General features: G+C 41.1%; 14 protein-coding genes and 1 pseudogene. 14 read left to right on the top strand and 1 reads right to left on the bottom strand.

Annotation, left to right across the window (positions count from 1 at the left end):
* Positions 1 to 711: pseudogene (locus RMY63_RS38220) on the top strand (methylase); the annotation flags it as partial.
* 128 nt (positions 712 to 839) lie between these two features.
* On the opposite strand, the gene RMY63_RS38225 reads toward RMY63_RS38220, so the two are convergent.
* On the bottom strand, positions 840 to 5,609 hold the full coding sequence (locus RMY63_RS38225; RefSeq protein WP_322733666.1) for a hypothetical protein: 4,770 nt from the start codon (positions 5,607 to 5,609) through the stop codon (positions 840 to 842).
* A 50-nt stretch (positions 5,610 to 5,659) separates the two neighbouring features.
* On the opposite strand from RMY63_RS38225, the gene RMY63_RS38230 reads away from it, so the two are divergent.
* From RMY63_RS38230 to RMY63_RS38290, 13 genes are all read left to right on the top strand, one after another.
* Positions 5,660 to 6,190 (top strand): hypothetical protein, encoded by a 531-nt coding sequence (locus RMY63_RS38230; protein ID WP_322733667.1) that lies wholly within the window; start codon positions 5,660 to 5,662, stop codon positions 6,188 to 6,190.
* 481 nt (positions 6,191 to 6,671) lie between these two features.
* Positions 6,672 to 7,268, top strand: coding sequence for a hypothetical protein (locus tag RMY63_RS38235; protein WP_322733668.1), 597 nt, complete (start codon positions 6,672 to 6,674; stop codon positions 7,266 to 7,268).
* A gap of 605 nt (positions 7,269 to 7,873) precedes the next feature.
* Entirely contained in the window at positions 7,874 to 10,663 is a 2,790-nt protein-coding gene (locus tag RMY63_RS38240; protein WP_322733669.1) for a helicase HerA domain-containing protein, read from the top strand.
* Between the two features lies 1 nt (position 10,664).
* Entirely contained in the window at positions 10,665 to 11,390 is a 726-nt protein-coding gene (locus RMY63_RS38245) for a hypothetical protein (RefSeq protein WP_322733670.1), read from the top strand.
* Positions 11,391 to 11,392: 2 nt separating this feature from the next.
* Positions 11,393 to 12,523 carry a hypothetical protein gene (locus tag RMY63_RS38250; protein WP_322733671.1) on the top strand — a complete coding sequence of 377 codons (1,131 nt, stop codon included), beginning with the start codon at positions 11,393 to 11,395 and terminating at the stop codon, positions 12,521 to 12,523.
* Positions 12,524 to 12,573: 50 nt separating this feature from the next.
* Positions 12,574 to 12,972, top strand: coding sequence for a four helix bundle protein (locus RMY63_RS38255; protein ID WP_322733672.1), 399 nt, complete (start codon positions 12,574 to 12,576; stop codon positions 12,970 to 12,972).
* Between the two features lie 48 nt (positions 12,973 to 13,020).
* A complete protein-coding gene (locus RMY63_RS38260) occupies positions 13,021 to 13,821 on the top strand; it encodes a hypothetical protein (RefSeq protein WP_322733673.1) in 801 nt (266 codons plus the stop codon).
* On the top strand, positions 13,811 to 15,409 hold the full coding sequence (locus tag RMY63_RS38265) for a TrbI/VirB10 family protein (protein WP_322733674.1): 1,599 nt from the start codon (positions 13,811 to 13,813) through the stop codon (positions 15,407 to 15,409). Before RMY63_RS38260 ends, RMY63_RS38265 begins: the two co-directional genes overlap by 11 nt.
* Positions 15,406 to 15,951 carry a hypothetical protein gene (locus tag RMY63_RS38270; RefSeq protein WP_322733675.1) on the top strand — a complete coding sequence of 182 codons (546 nt, stop codon included), beginning with the start codon at positions 15,406 to 15,408 and terminating at the stop codon, positions 15,949 to 15,951. The genes RMY63_RS38265 and RMY63_RS38270 overlap by 4 nt, the downstream gene beginning before the upstream one ends.
* A 19-nt stretch (positions 15,952 to 15,970) precedes the next feature.
* The gene (locus RMY63_RS38275) at positions 15,971 to 17,185 is read left to right on the top strand and encodes a hypothetical protein (RefSeq protein WP_322733676.1); all 1,215 of its coding nucleotides are present in this window, start codon (positions 15,971 to 15,973) and stop codon (positions 17,183 to 17,185) included.
* Positions 17,186 to 17,188: 3 nt separating this feature from the next.
* Positions 17,189 to 18,895, top strand: a complete 1,707-nt coding sequence (locus RMY63_RS38280; RefSeq protein WP_322733677.1) for a type IV secretory system conjugative DNA transfer family protein — start codon at positions 17,189 to 17,191, stop codon at positions 18,893 to 18,895.
* 9 nt (positions 18,896 to 18,904) lie between these two features.
* Positions 18,905 to 19,372 carry a hypothetical protein gene (locus tag RMY63_RS38285; protein ID WP_322733678.1) on the top strand — a complete coding sequence of 156 codons (468 nt, stop codon included), beginning with the start codon at positions 18,905 to 18,907 and terminating at the stop codon, positions 19,370 to 19,372.
* Positions 19,362 to 20,807, top strand: a complete 1,446-nt coding sequence (locus RMY63_RS38290; protein WP_322733679.1) for a DUF3854 domain-containing protein — start codon at positions 19,362 to 19,364, stop codon at positions 20,805 to 20,807. Before RMY63_RS38285 ends, RMY63_RS38290 begins: the two co-directional genes overlap by 11 nt.
* Positions 20,808 to 20,813: the final 6 nt, after the last annotated feature.

The raw sequence follows: 20,813 nt of genomic DNA on the forward strand, positions 1-20,813 counted from the left end.
GTGTCAAAAACTTATCATAATGTTCTTTTACCACAGAATATTACTATTTTGGAGATGTCTATGGTAAATGAGAAGTCAGGCAATGCTGCTGCGATCATCCCAACTCATAGCGCGTTTGCGGATGATGGCGGCGTTATTCCCAGAGTGTTGCTCGTCCGACCACAAAAAGAAACCCGTGTAACACTTGAACAATTGGAGTCATCCACTTGGCAGCAGGTTTCGGCTGATACATTTGTTGCGGCGTGGTCAAAGGAAGTGAACGCACTGCCCTCTTTTACAACCGATTATTTGCACTTGGTGACAGGCATTCTGCTGCCCATCTGGAAAATCCTACCACAGTCCAGTAGTCGGGTTTTCCGGCTGCAAACCAGCAATGGACAAAAGATACTGGGTCGCGTGGTCAATGCTTCCGACATTCAAACCGTGCGCGAACAACTCGGACTAAGAAATCAGGTGCTTTCTGCAACAGAACTAGTGAAGCTGGTGCTCAACGAGAAGTATTCACAACAACTGCCCAGAGGAATTACACTGCGGCGGTCTTTGGTTGCCGATGAGCCGAGGATTGAGTTGGTTGATGCTTTGTCATTGGCTGACAAGCTTGTGGCTGTGGGTTGTTTTACGGAAATTATTCAATGGCGTAAGCGGGTATTCATTCCGGTTTGTGATAAAGCACCCGCAATTCTCACGGCTGTGATTGATATTTTGAGATAAATTAAAAGCTGATGTGTCTAATTGACACATCAGCTTTTTTTTGGAATTAATGATGATTGATATTTTGGTTAATCCTCTAATGCGATCGCAATCAGGCGGGTGAAAAGCACCATCGCACTCGAAAGCATTCACAACTCCATACCAGCAAACCTATTTCTTGATAACATTTCATCAATTTTGGTATTAGTTGCTTCAAAAGCTTGAATGACTTGTGGTGAAACTTGATTAACTTGTACTTTACCGGATTGAACAGCTAGAACTACATCTTTATTTTTGTGTGTGATAGTTAAATCTTTGCGGTCAGAGTTGAATACAATATCATAAATTTTGCCGCTCACTTGAAGAGAGCTATCTGGTGCTGCCTCTCCCAAAACATGAGTAATCCTTTGAGCGATTTGAGTCAGTCGGCTAAGAGTCTGATATTGTTCAGTATCCTGGCTAATAGCAGTTATGGCTTTGTCAGATAATTCCCCAGTAGACTTAAACGAGTTCGCTACTTGAGTAATCCGACTTTTGTACTCTAATGGTTTACCCAACTTATCAGCAATACTGTACCAATTTCTCAACTCATCAATAGTAATTGTTGGGCGGTTCTCTACACAAGACAGTTCGTTTTTCACACTATTAGTAATGTCTGCTATGGATTTTGTAGATTGATTAATAGTGTTTTGAATAGGTTGAATTAATGAAGGTGCTGGTTGTTGTGGTCGTGTGGCTAGAGAATTAACTTTTTGTTGATATTCACTAGTAGACTCAATCACAGCCCCAAATTTTTTGGTCATGTTCTCTAAAGTTTTGTCAGGGATAGAACTACTGACTAAGTTGAATACTGCCAATCCCTTTTTTGTTTCTTCGATCGCATCTTCTATTGGGGCGAGTAAGAATTCAACGTTTTGAGATGTTAACCATTTTGTCACAGCATCAACCTTGTGATTATTAACTGCCAAGCATATAAGTCCTTGTGCAAGGTGTTCAGGTGTGGCAACAAGGAAAGTGGGACGCTCTTTAATTTTTTGCAGTAGGGGCGCACTACTATCAATCATCAACTGTTGAATCGGGTCAACTTGTTTTTGCCCAAAAACTTGAAGCTCCTTCGTCCAGACAGTAGGATATTCAATAGTGTTGGGGTCGATTTGGGCGCAAATAACAGAAAAATTACTTTGAAGAATAGCGGGTGCTGGTGTAAGTTCACCGCTTTTGAGTAATCCCATCTGCCGAAGTGCGTCTTTGTCCTTTTTGAAGTGCAGGACACCAAGTGGTTCACCATTCAAAAATACAGCTTCTCTGAATTTATCAGCCGAAGTTTCTACACTCGCTTGACGGTAATTTTGATCCGAGAATGTCTGACCTTTAAAATCGTAAAAGTTAATTTTGTTGATTTTGAGTAGATTGCCATTGGGAGATTCGCCTAGCACAAAAGCTTGATCTCCAATAAAGGAGATTGAGGTAAGTTTTAACTTTAACGGATTGCCGTTTTTGAGATAATTAAAGCTTTTGAGTTGCTCGACAGAATCACTGTCTAACTCACCCAAAGTTTTGCCATCAACTTTGATTTTGACGGTTTGATCTGGTACTCGAACAGCGCCAAATTCTAAATTTACGGGTTGGTCGTTAAAAACAAGTCCTGCATAAGAGAAGTTCTTGAGTTCTCGGATGGTAATCTCAAAAGGTTCTTTCCCTGACAGTCCGATAGTGGCATTAGCGGTAGCAGGTTCTATACCAACGAAATTAGCTTGTGCCTTCGTGCCAATGGGCAGCGTACCACTTCTGGTTTCCAACATGGCGAATTCTTTGTATTCGCCGTCAGCATCCTGGACAAACATTAGTCTGGAAACATGGCGCTCATGCCCAACTGGGTGGTGAGAAGCTCTGATTTCTATGGGGTGTTTTTCATGATTGTTCCACTTTTTACCTAAAAACTTATTCGCCTCATTCTTTAGAGTGACCAATCTCAGTTCGGTAAATTGCAACTCACTCAGGCGGGATATAATCTCAGTCGGGAAAGCAGCAAAGGCGAAATTGGAGACTTTTTTAGCGATGTTTGATAGGTCTTTGTTTTCTTTTCGCGCCACTTCGAGTTCATCCTGGCGGGATGCACAGACGTTCCATGCGGCGGCGGCGGCTTGAAGTTTTTGCGATTCTGGAATAAAAGCGTAAAATGCCTCGGCTGCCTCATAAGCTTTGCCGAAGAGTAATTTAGTTTGGCTTCTGGTGAGTTCTGGTTTTAGCTGCTTGAGTTTAGCTCCTTGTGTAGTCATCCCAGGTTTGAGATTGTAATCTGCTTGCGATTGTTGGCTAACTGTCCCCAGTTTGCGGTAAACGGGTTTTCCATCTTCATCGACTTCAGAGTTAATCTGGGCAGATGCTAATAATTTGTGGGGGCGTTCTCTGCTTGTAAATTTTCTTTCATCTAAGCGAATATTTAATGTCTCTGCTTTCCAAATTAGCGGATGTCCGTAGCGCGTCAGGTTGGTAATTTCGAGAGATACCCCTTCACTAGTTTGAATTATAGCTCTGGGGCCTTTTTCAGTTTCAAGCTGCCGGGATAGGCGAACCGCAGCGTTGAATTTCCGATCGAATTCGTGTTTAGCAGCGATCGCGGCGAATTTCTGCTGTGGTGTAAACTCGACTCCCCGAAACAAATCCTGAAACTGAACTATAGGGCGGGATTCTAATTGTGATTGTTGAAAATATTTATTGGTTTGACTAATAAGCAACTCTACAGGAGAGTAGCCAGTTGAGGTAATTCCTGAGTTTAAATAGGCTGACGAAGATTTTTTGTCTTTAATGTAATTGACATCTCTGTGGAGATAGCGTTTATTCTCCTTAATGATGTCCATATCAGGCGTTCTCGAACTCTTAAACAGATCAACCGCTATCTGATTTTGAAAACATCCTTCTTCAGTAACTTGGCGCTCAAGGATACGGTTAACATCCATTGCCTGTTCTAAAGTTTCTTGGGTTGGATTCTGAGTTAAAGATACAACAGATTGCATATATGGTTTGTATTCTGCCCGAATTATTTTGGGAGATTGCTGATTTTCTTCTCCGAAAAGCTTTTCGTAATGGACTGAAACTTGATTTAAGTAATTTAATTTTTGATCGTCAGTGCCATAAGTTCGTAGAATTTCAATCTCTGATTCCAAGGCTTCAGCGGCCGTTACCTGATTATTGATTACTCCTACACTAATACTATCGCTCATGTGGATAGCGATTTCTTCAAATGGAGGCTGGGTTCCATCTTCAAGATAAAATGATTGTTTTTTGAGTTTAACTGTAGGAGAGTAAGCGTTTTGAGGAAGATATCTCCTTTGTGCCTCAGCAGTAAGATTCGGATATAAACTGGCTCGTGCTACACCAATGCAATCGCCATCGTAATCGCGTGCTTGGCGTTCTGATTCTGTTTCGGTTGGGTCAACTTCCTCAACATCAATGCCTTGTGCTTCTAGCTGTACAATTCTTTGTTGTATGCGCTTGTGGTCTTCATCATTGACTACAATCACGCCTTTAAGGTCTTTACCGTCTGGCCCTAGCCGATCCTCAACATAGTTATTTTTAGAGACACACAGACCATTGGAATTAAGGAAAGGAGAACGAAAGTTAAGGATTTTTTCTTGATCGTCAAACCAAGGGACGCAGATTTCACCATTTTTTAAATCTTTGGATGGAATAATCATCCCTCGATCAAAAGTCAAAGTTTTCCCAATGGCAATATTTCGCCATTCGCTCTGGAGAAATCGACTTAATTCTTGCTTTATTTTCTCTGTTTCTAAAAGTTGTTGATGACCTAGCAAGTCTGCTTTGATGAGCTTGTACATGAACAAATCATCTTTAACACTCTCATCACTCAGTTCATCATCTGTATTTAAATCTTCATCTACATTCGAGTTAATAACCTCTGTTTGTTGATTAGAAGTCTCTTGGTCTATATTAGATTTACTTTGATTAAGTGATTCTTTACGTTTTTCGTATTTCTCACAATAATAAGTAGCAACTTTCCTTGGATCATCTTGGATAGAAGCTAGTCTTTGAGCTTGTACCTCTAGTTCCTCGACAAAATCTTTAAGCCCTTGTGGAAAAGATGCCAGGAGTTGAGAAATAGACATCTGTCCTTGTTGAGACTGCGCTTTTTCCGCTAACCAAATATTTTGTTGATATAGCCCTGGTTTTATTTGAGGTTTTGTAGGGCCTCCAGGTCTATCTTTGTCTGTTCCTTTGAAACTACTGATGGGGAGAATAATATCTATTTTTGGTTCATTAGTCGGGTCTGCATATTTTATTTCATCTAGTTTGTATGGTCGGAGTGTTCCTTTGCCAAAACGGTATTTAGCAGTATCTTCTCCAACTCCATCCACCCAGCCGAATCGATGCTGAATAACGCGATAGCTTTTATCTTGTTGTGATTCCCTTAAGGTAAGTTTGTCATGGAGTTGTGGAGAAATTTGTCCGTAACAATCACCGACTAGTTTATATGCTAAATCCTTTGATAATATTCCTCCATTTTCTCCAGCCTTTTTAGTAGAATCATCTACTACTAAAATGTTTAATTTTTCCTGAATTGCATTTTTGCAAGCCCCAAGAAAGATAGACCCGTAAGCCCCTCTATCTTTACCGTCTGGGCAGATTTTTTGGATAGTTTCTAAACATTCTTGCTCTCCATAAAGTAAGCGAGTCTTAGAAGACAGCAATAAAATATGTCCCTCTGGATGATTCCTTAATTCTTCAGGTTTACTGTATTCATCTGAGTGTCCAAAGGAGAATTCTTTATCAGGGAAGTAAGATTCTAGTAAAGTATTACTGAGCTTCTCGGTTAAAATTGATTGAGAGTTAGTTTCATGCTCATCTGTATAAATCCATTGATTTAACCTGGGGTCAAAATGTTTCAATTCTAGAGTCATAAAAGGTTCGCTTACCTAATGAAATTTAATTAATATTTTGGGGGAGCTGTATGTCGAGAATTAAGCGTTGGATAAATATGCATAAGAAAGAATTCAATGCAGATGGAACATTGAAAGATGAGGCCCGGAAAGAAATGTTATCTAAAGGTGACCACCCAGGAGCAATTAATAGTTATGCACGTAGAGTGAAAGCAACATACGACGAATGGAAGCACTTAGACGAAACTGACCCAGAGCCGTGGCCAGTCTACACAGCCTACGATTTCTTCACTGAACAAGAGAAAAGGGAATTCAACCCAGACGGTTCCCTTAAACCCGAATATATAGAATACGCTCGACAAATTGGTATCAGTGAAAGTGCGCTCGAACAGCAAGAGTGGCGTAAGAAAAGTGAAGTCGAACATTACGATAGAATATCTGCTCGGTATGCAGAACAAGGTATTAATTTTGGTGAAGAACGGATGAAACAGAGGAGAGAAGACAGCAGAACTTACGTCCAACGTCGCCGCCAAATGGAACAAGACCTGCAAAACTTTGAGCCTGAAGAGAGCTTGCCCTTTGATAAAAACACCTCCTATTGATATACGTGAGGTCAAACCTTAGCCCCGTTGCGTGCATCAAATATAGTGATTTTAGCTAAATACTTGAACAAAAGCGATCGCCAGCACTAAGTATGCTAGTGATTATTTTTTCGTAGCAGGGCGCAACCCATTGTGCATTTTAATTTATTCCTCGTCTTCATCTGGACAACGGAGCAACGCGATTTGGTGAGAACGGGCAAAAAAGTGCGATCGCTGTCCAATAATTAAGCATTATATTGTTTTACCCTGCCCAGCTTTGGTCTTTTCCACAAGCTTAAACTAGATTCGGTCTTGAACAACAGATGTTAGCTAAAGTTAGGTAAAACAATTAACTAAAGTTAGGGGAAAGATTTGCTCTGGGTGAGTGGTTTTTTATGGCAAGAGAGCGAATAATAAATGCAGACTCAATAGCCTTTTTTCATTCCCCTTTTCCCAACTTCTGAAAGAAGTTTGATTAAGGCATTGGATGCAACTAATAAAGATGGTATTTGAAAATATGCAAACATATTCGGATGCAGTGGCAGTGCCTGCAAAATCGAGGCGAAAAATTGCGGCAGAACGTAGCACGGTGGCACTGATGGGTGTAGCTGGAGCATTAATGATTGCAGAAATGTCGCTCCACAACATGATGATGGGGGGACTGATTATCGTGACGGCGGTAGCTGTAACATACCAGAAAGAGTTTACTAAGTTATTAACTGGAATCGACAGTAAGCAGCGAAAATACGGCGTCAACTTGTATGCTATATTGTTCTGTTTACTGGCATTTGTATTTGTATTGGATTTTGCTAGTGCGCCAGCTTCGGCACAATTTTTCAACAATGCTCAAGGCTGGCTAACAGAGAACTTTCCGAATGCGGCAGGGAACGCGCAGACTGAACAGACAATTGAGACTGTGTTCAACATTATACGTGCATTGTTTTTGTTGTACATAGCAATATCAATAGTGAATATCATCCAGGCAGTAAGGCGGGATGAAGACTGGGCAACGCCAGCAAGAACACCATTTATTATGGTCGTGGCAGTATTTGCTGCGGACATTTTGACAGGACTGGTCGCAGGAGGAGCTGCGGGGTAATAAGAGTGTAAGGGGGTAGGGGTATAAGGTAAAGGATTAAATTTGAATCAAGATCCAAAAAAGTCAATCCGCGTTATGGTTTTCACCTACACCCCTACACCCTTACACCCCTATTTACAAAGATGTTGAACAAGAAATTTAGGGTAGTGAATCGAACGCTAGGGATTCAACCAAAAATTGGCCCGTTTTCAACAGAGCAGATATTTCCCTGGTCTTGTATAGCAATAGCAAATATATTCTTGTTCTATCACCTATTAAAGATCGGATGGCTAGGAACAGGATTCATAACGTTTTGGGGGTGGGGGACATGGTGGATTTTATCGAGCAATAAGGATTTTTTTGGCAAGTTTATTGGAACACCAAGGATTAGTCGAGGCTATATGCGGTTTGTGTCATTAACAGAGTCACCAGAGAGGGAGAAAAAAAGCACAGTCGGTGGGAGGAAAAGAGTTTAAGGGGTTAAGCAAAAATAAATTGAACAAACCTTTTTTGGGGTATCTGACTCGCAACACTATTAGTCGTGGTGTATCGAAGGTTTGTTCAATTTATTCCAGCGGGGATGCTAAGCCATTTAATCATCAAGTGTAAAGTAACGCTAAACAATTATGTCAAAAAGCAGCTTTAACAAAATAGGAAAGAAGTCGATAACGTTAACGCCGTTTGAAGACATAATTCATTTGGCAGGAATATGTGAAATAGATTTAGGGAATCGCCGGGGGATAGGAGCTTTAATCTTAAAAAAGAATTCAGATATCCAAATTAAGTTTTGCTTTGACTGCGTTGGTATTCATCCACACTTGGAAGCCGAACAAATTCTGCCTATATTTGACAGTATAGAATCTGGACTCAAGGAAATACCAGAGCAGGAGTTATTAACAATTCATTTAGGGTCTTTTACTGATGATGCTCCCAGACAAAAAGAGCTAAAAAGTTTGGAGGATAGCTGCAATTTAGAGCAAATAAAACTCTTACTACGGAGTGAAAGAGTTCGGGCAAGGGAATTAACTATATCAGGTGAGCGCAAAAATAAGTTTCTGCGTTTGTGGTGTACATATACAGTGTTTTCCGGTGAGGAGAAAACCCAGGATATCGTAGAAACTGGACTGAAAAAGTTACAAAGTATTTGGTATAAATTCACAGGTGAGATTCACGCTATTGAACAAAATCGAATAGAGAGCATTTTACGGAATTCGTTTGTAGAAGGCTTTGGCAGTTGGGAGCAAGTCGTCAGCAACAAAATGGGATTATCTGTCAAAGCGCTTTCTGCTGTTGAAATATGGCAAGTGTTATGGTTGCAATTTAATACTTCAACAGTCGCCCAACTACCAAACCCATTAAAGCTTGACTCTTGGGGGCTAACAGAAAAACAGACAAGTGATTTTCATATTCGGCATCATCTTTTGGGTACAGAAAAATCAATTCCATTATTTGATAGGAAATGGGTAAAAATCCAAGATAAATATATTGGTGTACTCAATTTCTCTTCAAAGCCGGGGGGATGGATTGATGAATATGCTCAACTGCGATATCTGTGGTCGGTAATAGCGCGAGGTAAAGTTTCAGATACCGAGATATTTTGCCAAATTACTAAAGCCAATCAAATCTTTGCCAAGACAAACCTACAAAGATTAACAAAACAATCAATTACGAGTACAACAGCTTCTAGTGGAGCAGGGAATATAGATGTGAAAGCCGGATTGAATATAGAGGAGGCAGTAGAAGCACAAAAGACAATCTACAAAGGCGCTAGCGTGGTGAACACGGCAGTAGTATTTTTAGTCCACCGAGATAATACTCGTTCATTAGATGAAGCGATTAAATATCTAGGGTCATGTTTTCAAAGTCCGGCAGCAGTTGACCGAGAAACAGAAATCGCGTGGAAAATTTGGTTGCAGTGCTGTCCATTTATCTGGGAAGGATTACTAACTAAACCATTCAATCGGAGATTACCTTACTTCAGTTCTGAAGCTCCAGGATTAATGCCTTTAATTCGCACAGCAACAGGTGATAGCACAGGCTTTGAATTAATTGCAGAGGAAGGGGGAACACCGATACATCTAGATTTGTATAACCAGCACAAACACATTGCGATTTTTGGGGCGACTCGTTCCGGGAAGTCAGTGTTAGTAGCAGGGATTTTAACTCCGGCTTTAGCACAAGGGATACCTGTTGTAGCGCTGGATTATCCTAAACCAGATGGAACGTCCACTTTTACTGATTACACCAATTTGTTAGGTAAGGATGGTGCATATTTTGATATATCTAAGGAGTCAAATAACCTGTTTGAGCTACCAGACCTCCGCAATTTGGATGAAGAAACTATCAAAGAAAGGATGAATGATTTCAAAGAGTTTTTGAAATCAGTACTAATGACAATGATCGTTGGAACTCAAGCAATGGGCGTGAGCGCCAGCATGTTATCAAATATTGAATCATTAGTAACTCTAGCCCTGGAATCATTCTTTGTCGATGATGAAATAAAGTTGCGATACAAAGCGGCTTTGAACGCTGGTGTAGGAACTCGTGAGTGGTCGGATACGCCAACACTCAATGATTTTGTAAAATACTGTACACCTGGGTATATTAAGCTAGATTCCATTGCTAATAATAGCCAAGAAATCTTAGAAGCATTAAACCAAATTAGATTGCGATTGAATTTTTGGTTAAACACGAGAGTTGGGCAGTCAATATCTCAACCTTCGAGCTTTCGCACAGATGCGAAGTTGTTAGTATTTGCTCTGAGAAACTTATCGAGTGAATCAGATGCAGCAATCCTAGCTCTCTCAGCTTATGCAGCAGCTTTGCGGCGGGCATTAAGTTCAAAAGCCTCTATTTTCTTCCTAGATGAAGCACCGATTTTATTTGCTTTTGAATCGATAGCAGAACTAATTGGAAGGTTATGTGCTAACGGAGCCAAAGCAGGGATTAGGGTAATACTATCAGCGCAAGAGCCAGAAAGTATTTATCAATCAAAAGCTGCTGCTAAAATCTTCGCCAACATTACTACAAGATTAGTAGGGAGAATTCAATCGAGTGCAATCGACCCCTTTGTAGCAAGATTTAAATATACGTATGAAATCATCTCTCGCAATAGCACAGAATCATTTTATCCCCGAAAATCAGGGGTATATTCTAACTGGCTGTTAGACGATAATGGCAAGCTAACATTTTGCCGATACTATCCAGCTTACTGTTTATTGGCAGCAGTCGCTAATAATCCTCATGAACAAGAACTGAGAAGTCTTTTCCTCAACAAATATAAATATAACCACATATTAGGTTTGTTTAGATTTAGCGAGGATTATATCAGGATGATTCGAGGTGAGAAATTATCTGTCGAGGCTGAACAATTGCTCAAAAGTGTTTCTCAAGCGAACCTTAACCAAGTTTTGTAGCATGAAGTTAAATCGTTCCCAAAAAATTGTTGTCCTTACCTCTGTAGTGCTAGTAAGCGTTTTATTATCAACGCCGAGTTTGGCACTCTCATTAATTATTGAAAATTTTTTTCAAACAATGATTAGTGATGCCCAAAACTCAATTAGACAATTAGAAGAAAAAGCCCAAACCGAGATAGACGAGGCATGGAGCGGTATCAGAGCAGATGCAAAAGCTGCGATAGGTAGCGCAACCGGGGTAATGGGTGCAGTAGATCCGATTGCTAGTAGTGAAGATTTAAAGGAGCGACTTCGAGCTATTCGTTCGCTACCAGAGGCAAAAGCGACGGGGCAAGAGCTAGAAAGGCAGTTAACGAAGTCTTCTGTGTCTGCGGTGATGAGCAAGGAAGGACAATCAAATACAGCTCAGAAATTAGCAACAACTGTGCAGATAGCACAATCCGTTAAGGGGCTGGGCGACCAAGCACAAGCAATGGATGCATCTCAAAATATTCTCAAGGCGATCGCGGCTCAAAATGCCTTAACTATTTCAATGCTGGCACAAGTTGGGACTAACACTGAAATAGCACGGCTAGATACAGCCCAAGGGAATTTGATGCTTTCGCAAATTGCAGACAATATTGCTTCTAACCGTGAAAAAGAGAATCTGCGGACGATGGGGCTAGCCTCGCTAACTCAAGAATTAATTGTGATGTCCAATTTAGATCCTGCTTATCAAGAAAAATAATTATGCAATTATTCTTCCCTAAATTAATAGCTCAGGGTGTATTTGTTGGTGGAGATTTAGTTACAAGATCTGCGGAAAATGCCGATGCGATTTCTCAAGGCTTTAACGAATTATGGACAGAGCTTTTAAACGGGCCATTGTATGGTTCCTTATGTACAGTTGGCACTTTATTTGCGGTTTCAACTTTAGTATTCTTTATGATTGAGTGGACGAAACAAATGCTCAATTTTGAAGAAACACGGGCAATTACAGATTTAATCTGGCCGCTAACAGTAGCAGCATTATTATTTCAAAATGGTCAACTGCTAGGGCAAAGCACAATGGCGATCCGAGATCTGATTAACAATACAAATAACTATGTGCTAATACGTACTGCGGCTGGGGTTGATTTAAGAGCAGCTTACCAAAAAGCATTAGGGGTAGAAGCAGTTCGTAGTGCCATTGGTCGAGAAATGGAAATGTGCCGAACTTCTTCTTTGGCACCACAAGATGCAGTTGATTGCTTAACGGAAGCCAAGCAGAGGTTGATGAATGAATATCCACGTTACTTTGTTGGCTCTAATGGCCCCTTTGCTTGGCTAATAGATCGTATAGATCGGATAATTAACGCCCCAATCGATGCAATCCAAAGTGGAGCTAACCCCGTACAAGTATTACTTTCGCCATTCAGTGCTTATGTCGGCTCAGTGGTGGCAGGAACCATTACGAATATATTGGTGGCATTAGGAGGTGCGTATCAATGGGGCGTAGAACTCACGATGCTGCTGACTGCACTTTTAGGGCCTTTAGCAGTGGGTGGCTCATTGCTTCCTTATGGGTCGAAATCAATCTTTACCTGGTTAGCTGGATATTTCTCTGTGGGAATGGCCAAGCTTTCGTTCAATGTGATTACGGGATTTGCAGCTGAATTAATGGCTAATTCTAGGTCAGATCAGCCGTTATTTTTCTTATTCGTGATTGGAATTATTGCCCCAGCATTGGCAACCGGATTAGCCGCAGGAGGTGGACTAGCACTACTGACGCAACTCAACAAAGCCGCAGACCAAGCGATTAATATTGCCAAAGATGTGGCTGTGACAGTTGTCTCGTATGGAGGGGGTGCGCTAGCTAAAGTAATTCGGCGAGGAATTTAATTAGATGTCTTTACAATATGGGGAAAGGGGAAAGGGAAAAGGAGAAAGGGATGGAAAACAAGAAAATAGAAACTTTTGAAGATTTAAGAGTTTGGAAGAAAGGGATTGAGTTAGTTAAACAAATATACTTAGTGACTAGACAAAGTGAACTAAGTAAAGATTTCGGCTTGAGAGATCAATTAAGGCGAGCATCAGTATCAATTCCTACAAATATTGCTGTTCGCGGAGCGTCCCGTAGGGAAGGATTTGAAAGATATTCTCGTAAAGAATATGTAACCTTCCTAAATATTGCTAAAGGATCTGCGGGAGAAGTTCGCAGTCTTCTCAGAGTAGCTTTGGAAATTGGATATTTAGAGCAACAGACTTATACACAACTTTATAACCAAGTTATAGAGTTGAGCCGTATGTTATCTAATCAAATTCAATCTATAAATCAAGCTCCCAAATAATGTCCCCTTTCCCCCTTACCCTTTCCCCCTTACCCAATTTTTAATCAGATGCTAAATGCAAAGCCGAAAAAGGAACGCCTAAAACTTTTAAGCAAAGGCGTATCTGTGCCAACAGGGATAGGCTTGCTTTGTACCGCAGCTTTCTCAATGGCGTTAATATCTTTGTTGTTACAAATTTTAAATTACGGTGCAACTCGGTCTTTAGTGAAAAATCAAATGCCCTCACTGGTGCAACTATCATCAGGAGAAACAATTAGTGCAATTGCTGTACATCCAACACAGAGATCTAGTGAGGTAATTAAAAAGTTTGTTTCCGATTCCTTCATCAGAATGTTTAGTTGGGATGGCTTGATACAAACCTTCAACCAGAAAGGGGAGCCAATCACAAAACCAGACCCAGGTGTGGAGGTCAGTGGTGGAAAACTGAATAAACTCTATAGGGTGACAACTAAAGCTTACGAAGCGGCTTTTGCACTTTCAGAAAAGCATAATCTCCGTGCTGCTTTTTTGCAGAAACTAGGGACGATGACCAAAACTGATGTTTTTACTGGTGACATGCAAGTTTCGCTGATACCAAGATTTATCTCAGAGCCACGCCAGATAAGAGATGGTCAGTGGGAAATTGATCTAGTAGCCACCCTTGTCACCTTTCAAAAAAAAGAGAATGCGGGGAACGGAATTTCCTTCAACAAAACTGTGACAGTGGAATCAATTACCACTCCCCAAACTCCCCCTAAAGATATTACAGACTTAGCCAAAAAAATCTATGCAATTCGCGCTCCTGGATTAGAGATTACACAAGTTGTTGATTTAAATCTCGGCGAAAGGAAAGGTAATTATGGCAACTAATAATCTACATTTTGCAGACGAAAATAATCCGTCAACTGTAGATGAAATACTAAGGTTAGATGATGAAGAAAATCGAGGAAGAGAGGATCATCCCTTGAACGTCTTGCCTCTGACTTCTGACTTCGTTGGAGATGAGAAAGATGACGCTGAACCAATAACCAAACATACAGTTGTTACCTCTCCTTGGTCAAGATTGGGAATGGTTGGTATTCCATTGGCTGGTGGCTTCCTGGTGTTCTTTATGCTGTTCAACAGCATTATTAATGGAGGTAATCAAGCTAAAAAAGAAGAAGCTAAAACTGTTAATCAATCAACAGAGCAAGCATTATCAGAAAATGATGGGGATGTTTATGCACAGTTAGCTCTTGCTAAGCAAGCTCAAGAGTTGGATAAAATTGATAGCCAAAAAAATAAGTCTCAACTTAAAAAAGTAGAAAAGCCTTCAACACAACCGCAAGAAGTTCCTATTTCCCGTCAAAGTGTAGCAGTTGCCTCATCTCCTCCACCGCCGCTGCGCTATGTACAAAGGAATTATTCACCACCACCTAGAGAAATTGCCGCTCTTCCACGTAATTATTCTGTTGCTAGACCTCAGCCGATAGCCACATTAAAACCAGCGACAGATCCAATTAGTGAACTGAATCGACTACGAAGCTTAGGCTCCTTCGGCAAAATAGATTATGCCAGCAATATTACTGGTTTAAACAACGATACACTAATTGACTCTGGTTACAAACAGCCAGTTAAATCTCAGAAAATATCTGCTGATAGCCGGATTAAAGAACCTTTATTTTCCGAGTCATCAAATACTATTGAGCGACGTGAAGGCATTGAGAAAATTCACCCTCGTTGGTTAAATACACAAAGCTCTGCTGAGTTAATTGCTGGTATTGATAATGCTTCAGCCAACAATTCAATCACAAAAAGCCGCTATCTAGTAGTGGGACAATTTGCTGATGGTGTATTAATGACACCTTTAGTCAAAGAACAGTCAACAGAACAAAGTTCAACTAGACAGTCAGAAACTAACTCTTCACGCTACTTAGCAAAGTTAAATCAAGATTTGCATGACAACTATGGGAGAGTAGCAATCAAAGCTGGGACATTGGTAGCCATTGAAGTCACTTCCGTAGACAGTGCTAGTTACACTAAAGCTTTTGTTACTTCAATCATCAAAGACAACACAGAATACTCAATTGCCAAGAATGCGATCTCTGTAATGGGCTTCGGTGGAAATCCATTGATTGCTAAACCTTTCAAGGACAAAGGTGGAGAACTGGCACGACAGGATTTAACTGTTGGCTTAGTCAGTGGTGTGGGTAAAGTAGGGGAAATTATGAATCAATCGGATTCTAGCAGTAGCATTATTAACTCTGCTGCTGGCACTTTTAGTACTAACGTGACTTCAAACACTAGACGCAATATTGGTGGGGCATTCTTGCAAGGCGCTTTTGGCAAGCTTGGCGAGATTGTTGGTGAACGTAGCCAAGCTTCTACACAAGAAATCATTTCTCGTCCCAACATTTGGTATATCCCCAAAGGAACGAAAGTCACGTTTATGGTGAATCGTACCCTGGAGCTGCCGTGAATAAGTTAATTATTTTTGCGTTCGCCGGAATTTGTTTGATGCCATTAACAGCGATTGCTTCCCCCGTAGTTCGCACGATAAGACAATCACAAGCCACTGGGAGTAGTGCCACCACTCAAACCATCAAAGTTTGGAACGGCAACGGGGTAAGTATTTCATTTTACGAAGTTAACGAGGTTGTCAAACGAGTGTGGATTGACGACCCCTCCCAAATCCTAATTGACACTGATGGTTGTTTAGAGGGAATTAATCCTAACTGCCAAAGTTCTGGAGCTGGACTGATTCATTTACGACGCATCCAAAAAGTTAATATCCCTGGCCTACCCCAATCAAAGTCAACACACCTGACGATCGTTACTCAAGCAGCAGACGCTAGGCGTAAAGCTTACCACTTTCAAGTAACTGCTGCTGCTGGAAAACCTGAGTACAGCCAAATAGCAATAGAGAGTGATATTTCCCATGACTCAATTGAGAGAACACCAATCAAAATCAACTCCAGACGGCCACGCGCATTATCTAATTTTAGGTTACCTGTTAAGTAAACAGGCTCAAGTTGTTAATTTGAAGCCTACTAAACAGCAGTTGAAAAAACAAAGAGACGATAGGCTACGCTATTTAATATTCTTTGGTTTAGCCATCGTTCTTTTCCTCCATGCTTTTTGTCAGTATGGAATCCTCAATCAGGCAATTGCTTATCTCATACCTAGTGCCTCAGCTGAAGTTCCAGTGGTTGATTCTGGCAGCGGTTTTGTTCCTGATTGGTCACGCCTGAAATTTAGCGACATGATTATGGGCGAAGGCGGCAGTGTTACTTACCCCACTGACCGAGGGGAAGAAACCAGAACTTGGAGCGCTGGACAAAGTATTGCAGATTTCATGGAACTTGGGGACTTTGAAGATGCCGAGTTCTCAATTGAGAAACTTAACTTATCAAAAATATCAGAATTTCTAGGCATAGATTTAAACAGTTTGAGATTATCAGATTTTGGAGTTGTCGAAACACAAACTATCCCTACCTTAGTAAAGGCTATCCCTGCACTGAGAAGTAAATCACCAGCCAGCATTAAAGCAATCTACGACACTTATATAAGAGTTGGTGTTTCTCCTGGTGGCACAATTGGTAGTTCCCTGAACAATCCTAAGTTGAATGAGGTTGAGTTGGGAAGTGCCATTGATTTATCAAAGTATCAACTTACATCTATTCCTGGAATTGAGGAGGCCTCGATTGATAAATTTGATAGATGGCAAGACACTGTGATTGGACTTGTTCCAGGGTTGAGAGATTTGCCTTGGAGCGAGTTTCCTAGTTTACCAAATCCCGACCTTTCATTTATTGGGAAAGTCGATTTGGTACTGCGAGATATCGAAGCTAACCGTATTCGTAGTATCTCTGGCAGTTATCAAGAAGGGTTCAATGTTCCATGCTATCAAAATAACTGCGCTCATGTTGAGATGTCCGGGCTAGGCACAACAACTGGAGCGCAATGGATCTCCGGCAAAGTACAACAGGTCAGAGGTGGTTTTGGAATTTTGCAGGCAGTCAATGATGGTAAAGAACCAACGGGACGCCATCCCTTTGGGACTACTTTCAAGCAAGTGGTATGGGATATAGATGAAGCAAAAGGAGAAATGCAAACTGCAATGTTTTTTAGGTTTTGTAAAACTATTCCTTTTGTAGGACGTACTTGCACTCCCTACTTCATTGGGCCTGTACCATTTATTTCTTACCGTGAACAAGACCCAATTATCTTTGGAAACCCTTCTACTGTCCCCTAGAAAATGACTAAAAACCAAGCAACAACCAATCAATCATTTCGTTTTGAGCAATTGCAAAATCCTAAAGATGATATTGGGCAATACACTCATCATTTATTTACTCCCAATGGGTTAGCACTTCTGGGGATGTTAGGAGTCTACTTATTAATGAAAGTAGTCTTGGGTGATGGCGCTAAAAAGAAACTTGCAACTGGCTACTGGGGAGGTAAAAAAGAAATAGACACAGCTAAGAAAAAGGCGCTCAGACAAATTGAATCTCCTAAATGTGATAGCGCTACTTTGCGTATTGGTGAAAGCTTTTATGTTCCTGATGTCCAGAGAGGAACAGCCGCCATTGGCGCACCAGGGAGCGGAAAGACTTTCAGTGCTATCAACCCGATGATTTATGATGCGATCGCTCAAGCATACCCGATATTACTCTATGATTTCAAGTACGCGTCGCAAGCCAAAATTGCTGCTTATGCCCGAAAGATGGGTTATGATGTCCACATTTTTGCGCCTGGATTTCCGGAATCTGAAGTATGCAATCCACTCGACTTTTTACGAGACAGTAGTGATGCAGAAACAGCACGTCAATTGGCGACAGTCATTAATAAAAACTTCCGCATTTTGAATAATTCTAATGAAGATGGATTCTTCGGGCCGTCGGGCGATCAGTTAACCCAAGCAGTTTTGATGCTAACCAAAGAGTTTGGAGAGTATGCAGACATCATGACTGCCGCTGCCATACTTTCAAGCGAACGAATGGTTGACCGACTGATGGCTGCTAGTTTTAATCCTTGGATTAGGATTGCCTTTGGTCAATTATTCAGTTCGGCAGGGAGTGAGAAGACAGTCGCGGGGATTACTGCCACAGCATCATTAATGTTCACTCGCTTTATGGCAAAGAACACGCTCGGCTGTTTTGTTGGTAAAACTACGCTACCCTTGGAAATCAAAGGTAAGCAGATGATTATCTTTGGTCTGGACAGAGAGCGGCGGGATGCAGTTTCTCCACTCATGACCAGTATTTTACACATGACTGTGGCGCGGAACATTGCCAAAAAGAGGAAAGACCCATTGATAGTTGCACTTGATGAATTACCTTCTATTTATCTGCCTGATTTATTCAGATGGCTCAACGAGTCCCGAAGTGAGGGTTTCTGCGGCATCCTTGGTTGGCAGAATATGGGGCAACTTGAAAAGAATTACGGTAAGGAAGTAGCTAAAACTATTTTAGGGGCTTGTGGTACTAAGTTCGTGTTTAACCCTGGGGAAAATGAATCTGCACAGTTATTCTCCAGCTTTCTGGGAGATGAAGAAATCAAGTACAAACAAAAGAGCCGTTCAACAGGTGGAGGAAAACCTAGTACTACTACTAGTGAGCAAGAGAAGACTAGAAAGCTGTTTGAGTCAGCCCAATTCTTAAAGCTGCCAGCAGGGAAGTGTGTATTTATCAACCCAGCTTATGCTAATAAAAAAGAGGGGTCAATTCCACTATTAAAAACTATTAAAATTCCTCAATCTGTGAAAGATATTGATAAATACAACCAACAGTCCTGGGGGAAATTAGTTAATACATTAGCAAGACGTAGTACTCAACACCCTCCTACGCAAAGGGATTTAGATATCAGGATTCAACAAGTAGACCGGAGATTACCAATTCCGCAAGACCCTGTAGAAGCTGGGGTGCAAGCATTACCTGTTGATAGTTTAAAATCAATTCTTTAGGAGGAGGAGGTGAGAGCTAGAATCAAGGAATTTGCGATCGCTGATTTTCAATACATTCGCCAGTTAGATAAAGCTAAAAAAAGACTGCTAGGAAACATGGTAAATATTTTGGCGAGTACAACTGAGATTGTCAAGACTTTTTCCAAACAGTCGAGTCTCAGACCTTTACTAAAAAAAGTAGGTATACACGTTAAAGTTGTCTTTTGGCGGTTGAAAGTAATTATCGATGAAAAATGTTATGAGCAAATTATCCAGAGATATATTCAAGGTATTGGCTGGTACGACTTACAGTATATAGTTTTTCTAGCAGCAAGGCGCAATTATGTAGAGTTTGATATTATCTTTAATCGCGTCATCTCTAATACTCAAATCATTGATTTGAAATGCTTAGGCGCACACTGGACACAGTACGAAATTTTGTATAAAGCGTACACAGATATTATTAGCATTGCTGACTCGAAATTCTATGTTCGATGAACGTTCTCTAAACTTAATTGCTAACCCTACAATATTTGACAGAGGAGACTACGAAAGGACTCTCAAGATTTTAAATGCACTGATCTCTTTGATTGAAGCATCTGTAGAGCGTTTCCAGTACGAATGGGACAAACTTGCTCATGTTGAAATTGGTGACGATACTTATGTTTTGAAGCCCAATGAATCAGGAGGATATTCTTGGGAGAAAATTGATTATTTTGACCATGATTGGTACGAAGATGAACTAGAGCTAGAAATTACACAAGAGACAGTAAATTCTTCAGCAACTACTGAACAACACAAATCACAATCAGCCCCAGCAAACAACACTACTGCACAATCAGATAAAGCAGAAACACTTAATCAGGAGCCAACATCAAATAATGTACAGTCTCAATCACACCAAGAACTGTTTACCAACGCACAAATACCAGTAACCAGAAGTGAGGAGTTAGCGCCAACTAATACACAGCCCTTATCGCCACTCGAAAATTCTACAATTCTCATTGAACAACAGGCAAGGGAGCAGGAAGCTCTTAGTAAGGAAGATGGGGCCATTTCCCCCTTCCTTTTTGTTGAAGCTTGCAACCACAAACACATAGATCCATCGCATTGGAAAGAACTGGTGGAGGATAGTGCTATCGCTCCAGAAATAGCTGCTCGTAATTTTAAAAGCCTGCATCAGCATGGATGGCAACATCAAGCATGGGAATACTTGATGTACAGCCCTACCATTGACCGCCTGAATACCGGACGACTCACGGATAGTGATTTGAAACGATACAGCCACATTGAAAAAGGTGGGTGGTGGTGTGATGCTGGGGTAGATCCACGCTCTTTTGCTAATCTGGAATCGGGGCAGCAGCCCCTTCAAAAGCTCTGGGGTTGCTACAAACCTAATGAGCCAAGATTTCAGCCAGCTCACAAGCATAAGTCTTCCTGGGCTTGGCAGGCTAAACCGAATACTCTCGGAAAAGTAGACAAACCCGCATCACTCAAAAAAATCAAGTACGAACATCCACCAAAAACCGAATTAAGTATTTTCTTACTGGAAGTGCCGGATGAAATCGCTAACAAAGTCTACTCTAAAGCCGGGGTTAACCCATCAGCGAGCGATCGCCAATCCGGTTTTTGGTACTGCGTCTGGAAGCACAACATACCTATTACTGTCACCGAAGGAGCCAAGAAGACTGCGGCAATTCTTAGTCAAGGTGATGCTGCTATCGGGCTGCCAGGGATAAACGCTGGCTATCGTTCTTGCGATCGGCTAAAAAATCCTATTACTCCCCATTTACGTGAAGAGTTTGCCGTATTCGCTACACCAGGACGTGATATTAAAATTTGTTTTGATTACGAAACCAAGGCTAAGACAAAACGCAGTGTATTTGGGGTAAAAGTAGCGAAGCTGTCACCAGCCGCCACGCGACGGCTGTAACCTTTA

The organism is Nostoc sp. ChiQUE01b, assembly GCF_034531255.1.
Classification (GTDB): Bacteria; Cyanobacteriota; Cyanobacteriia; order Cyanobacteriales; family Nostocaceae; genus Nostoc.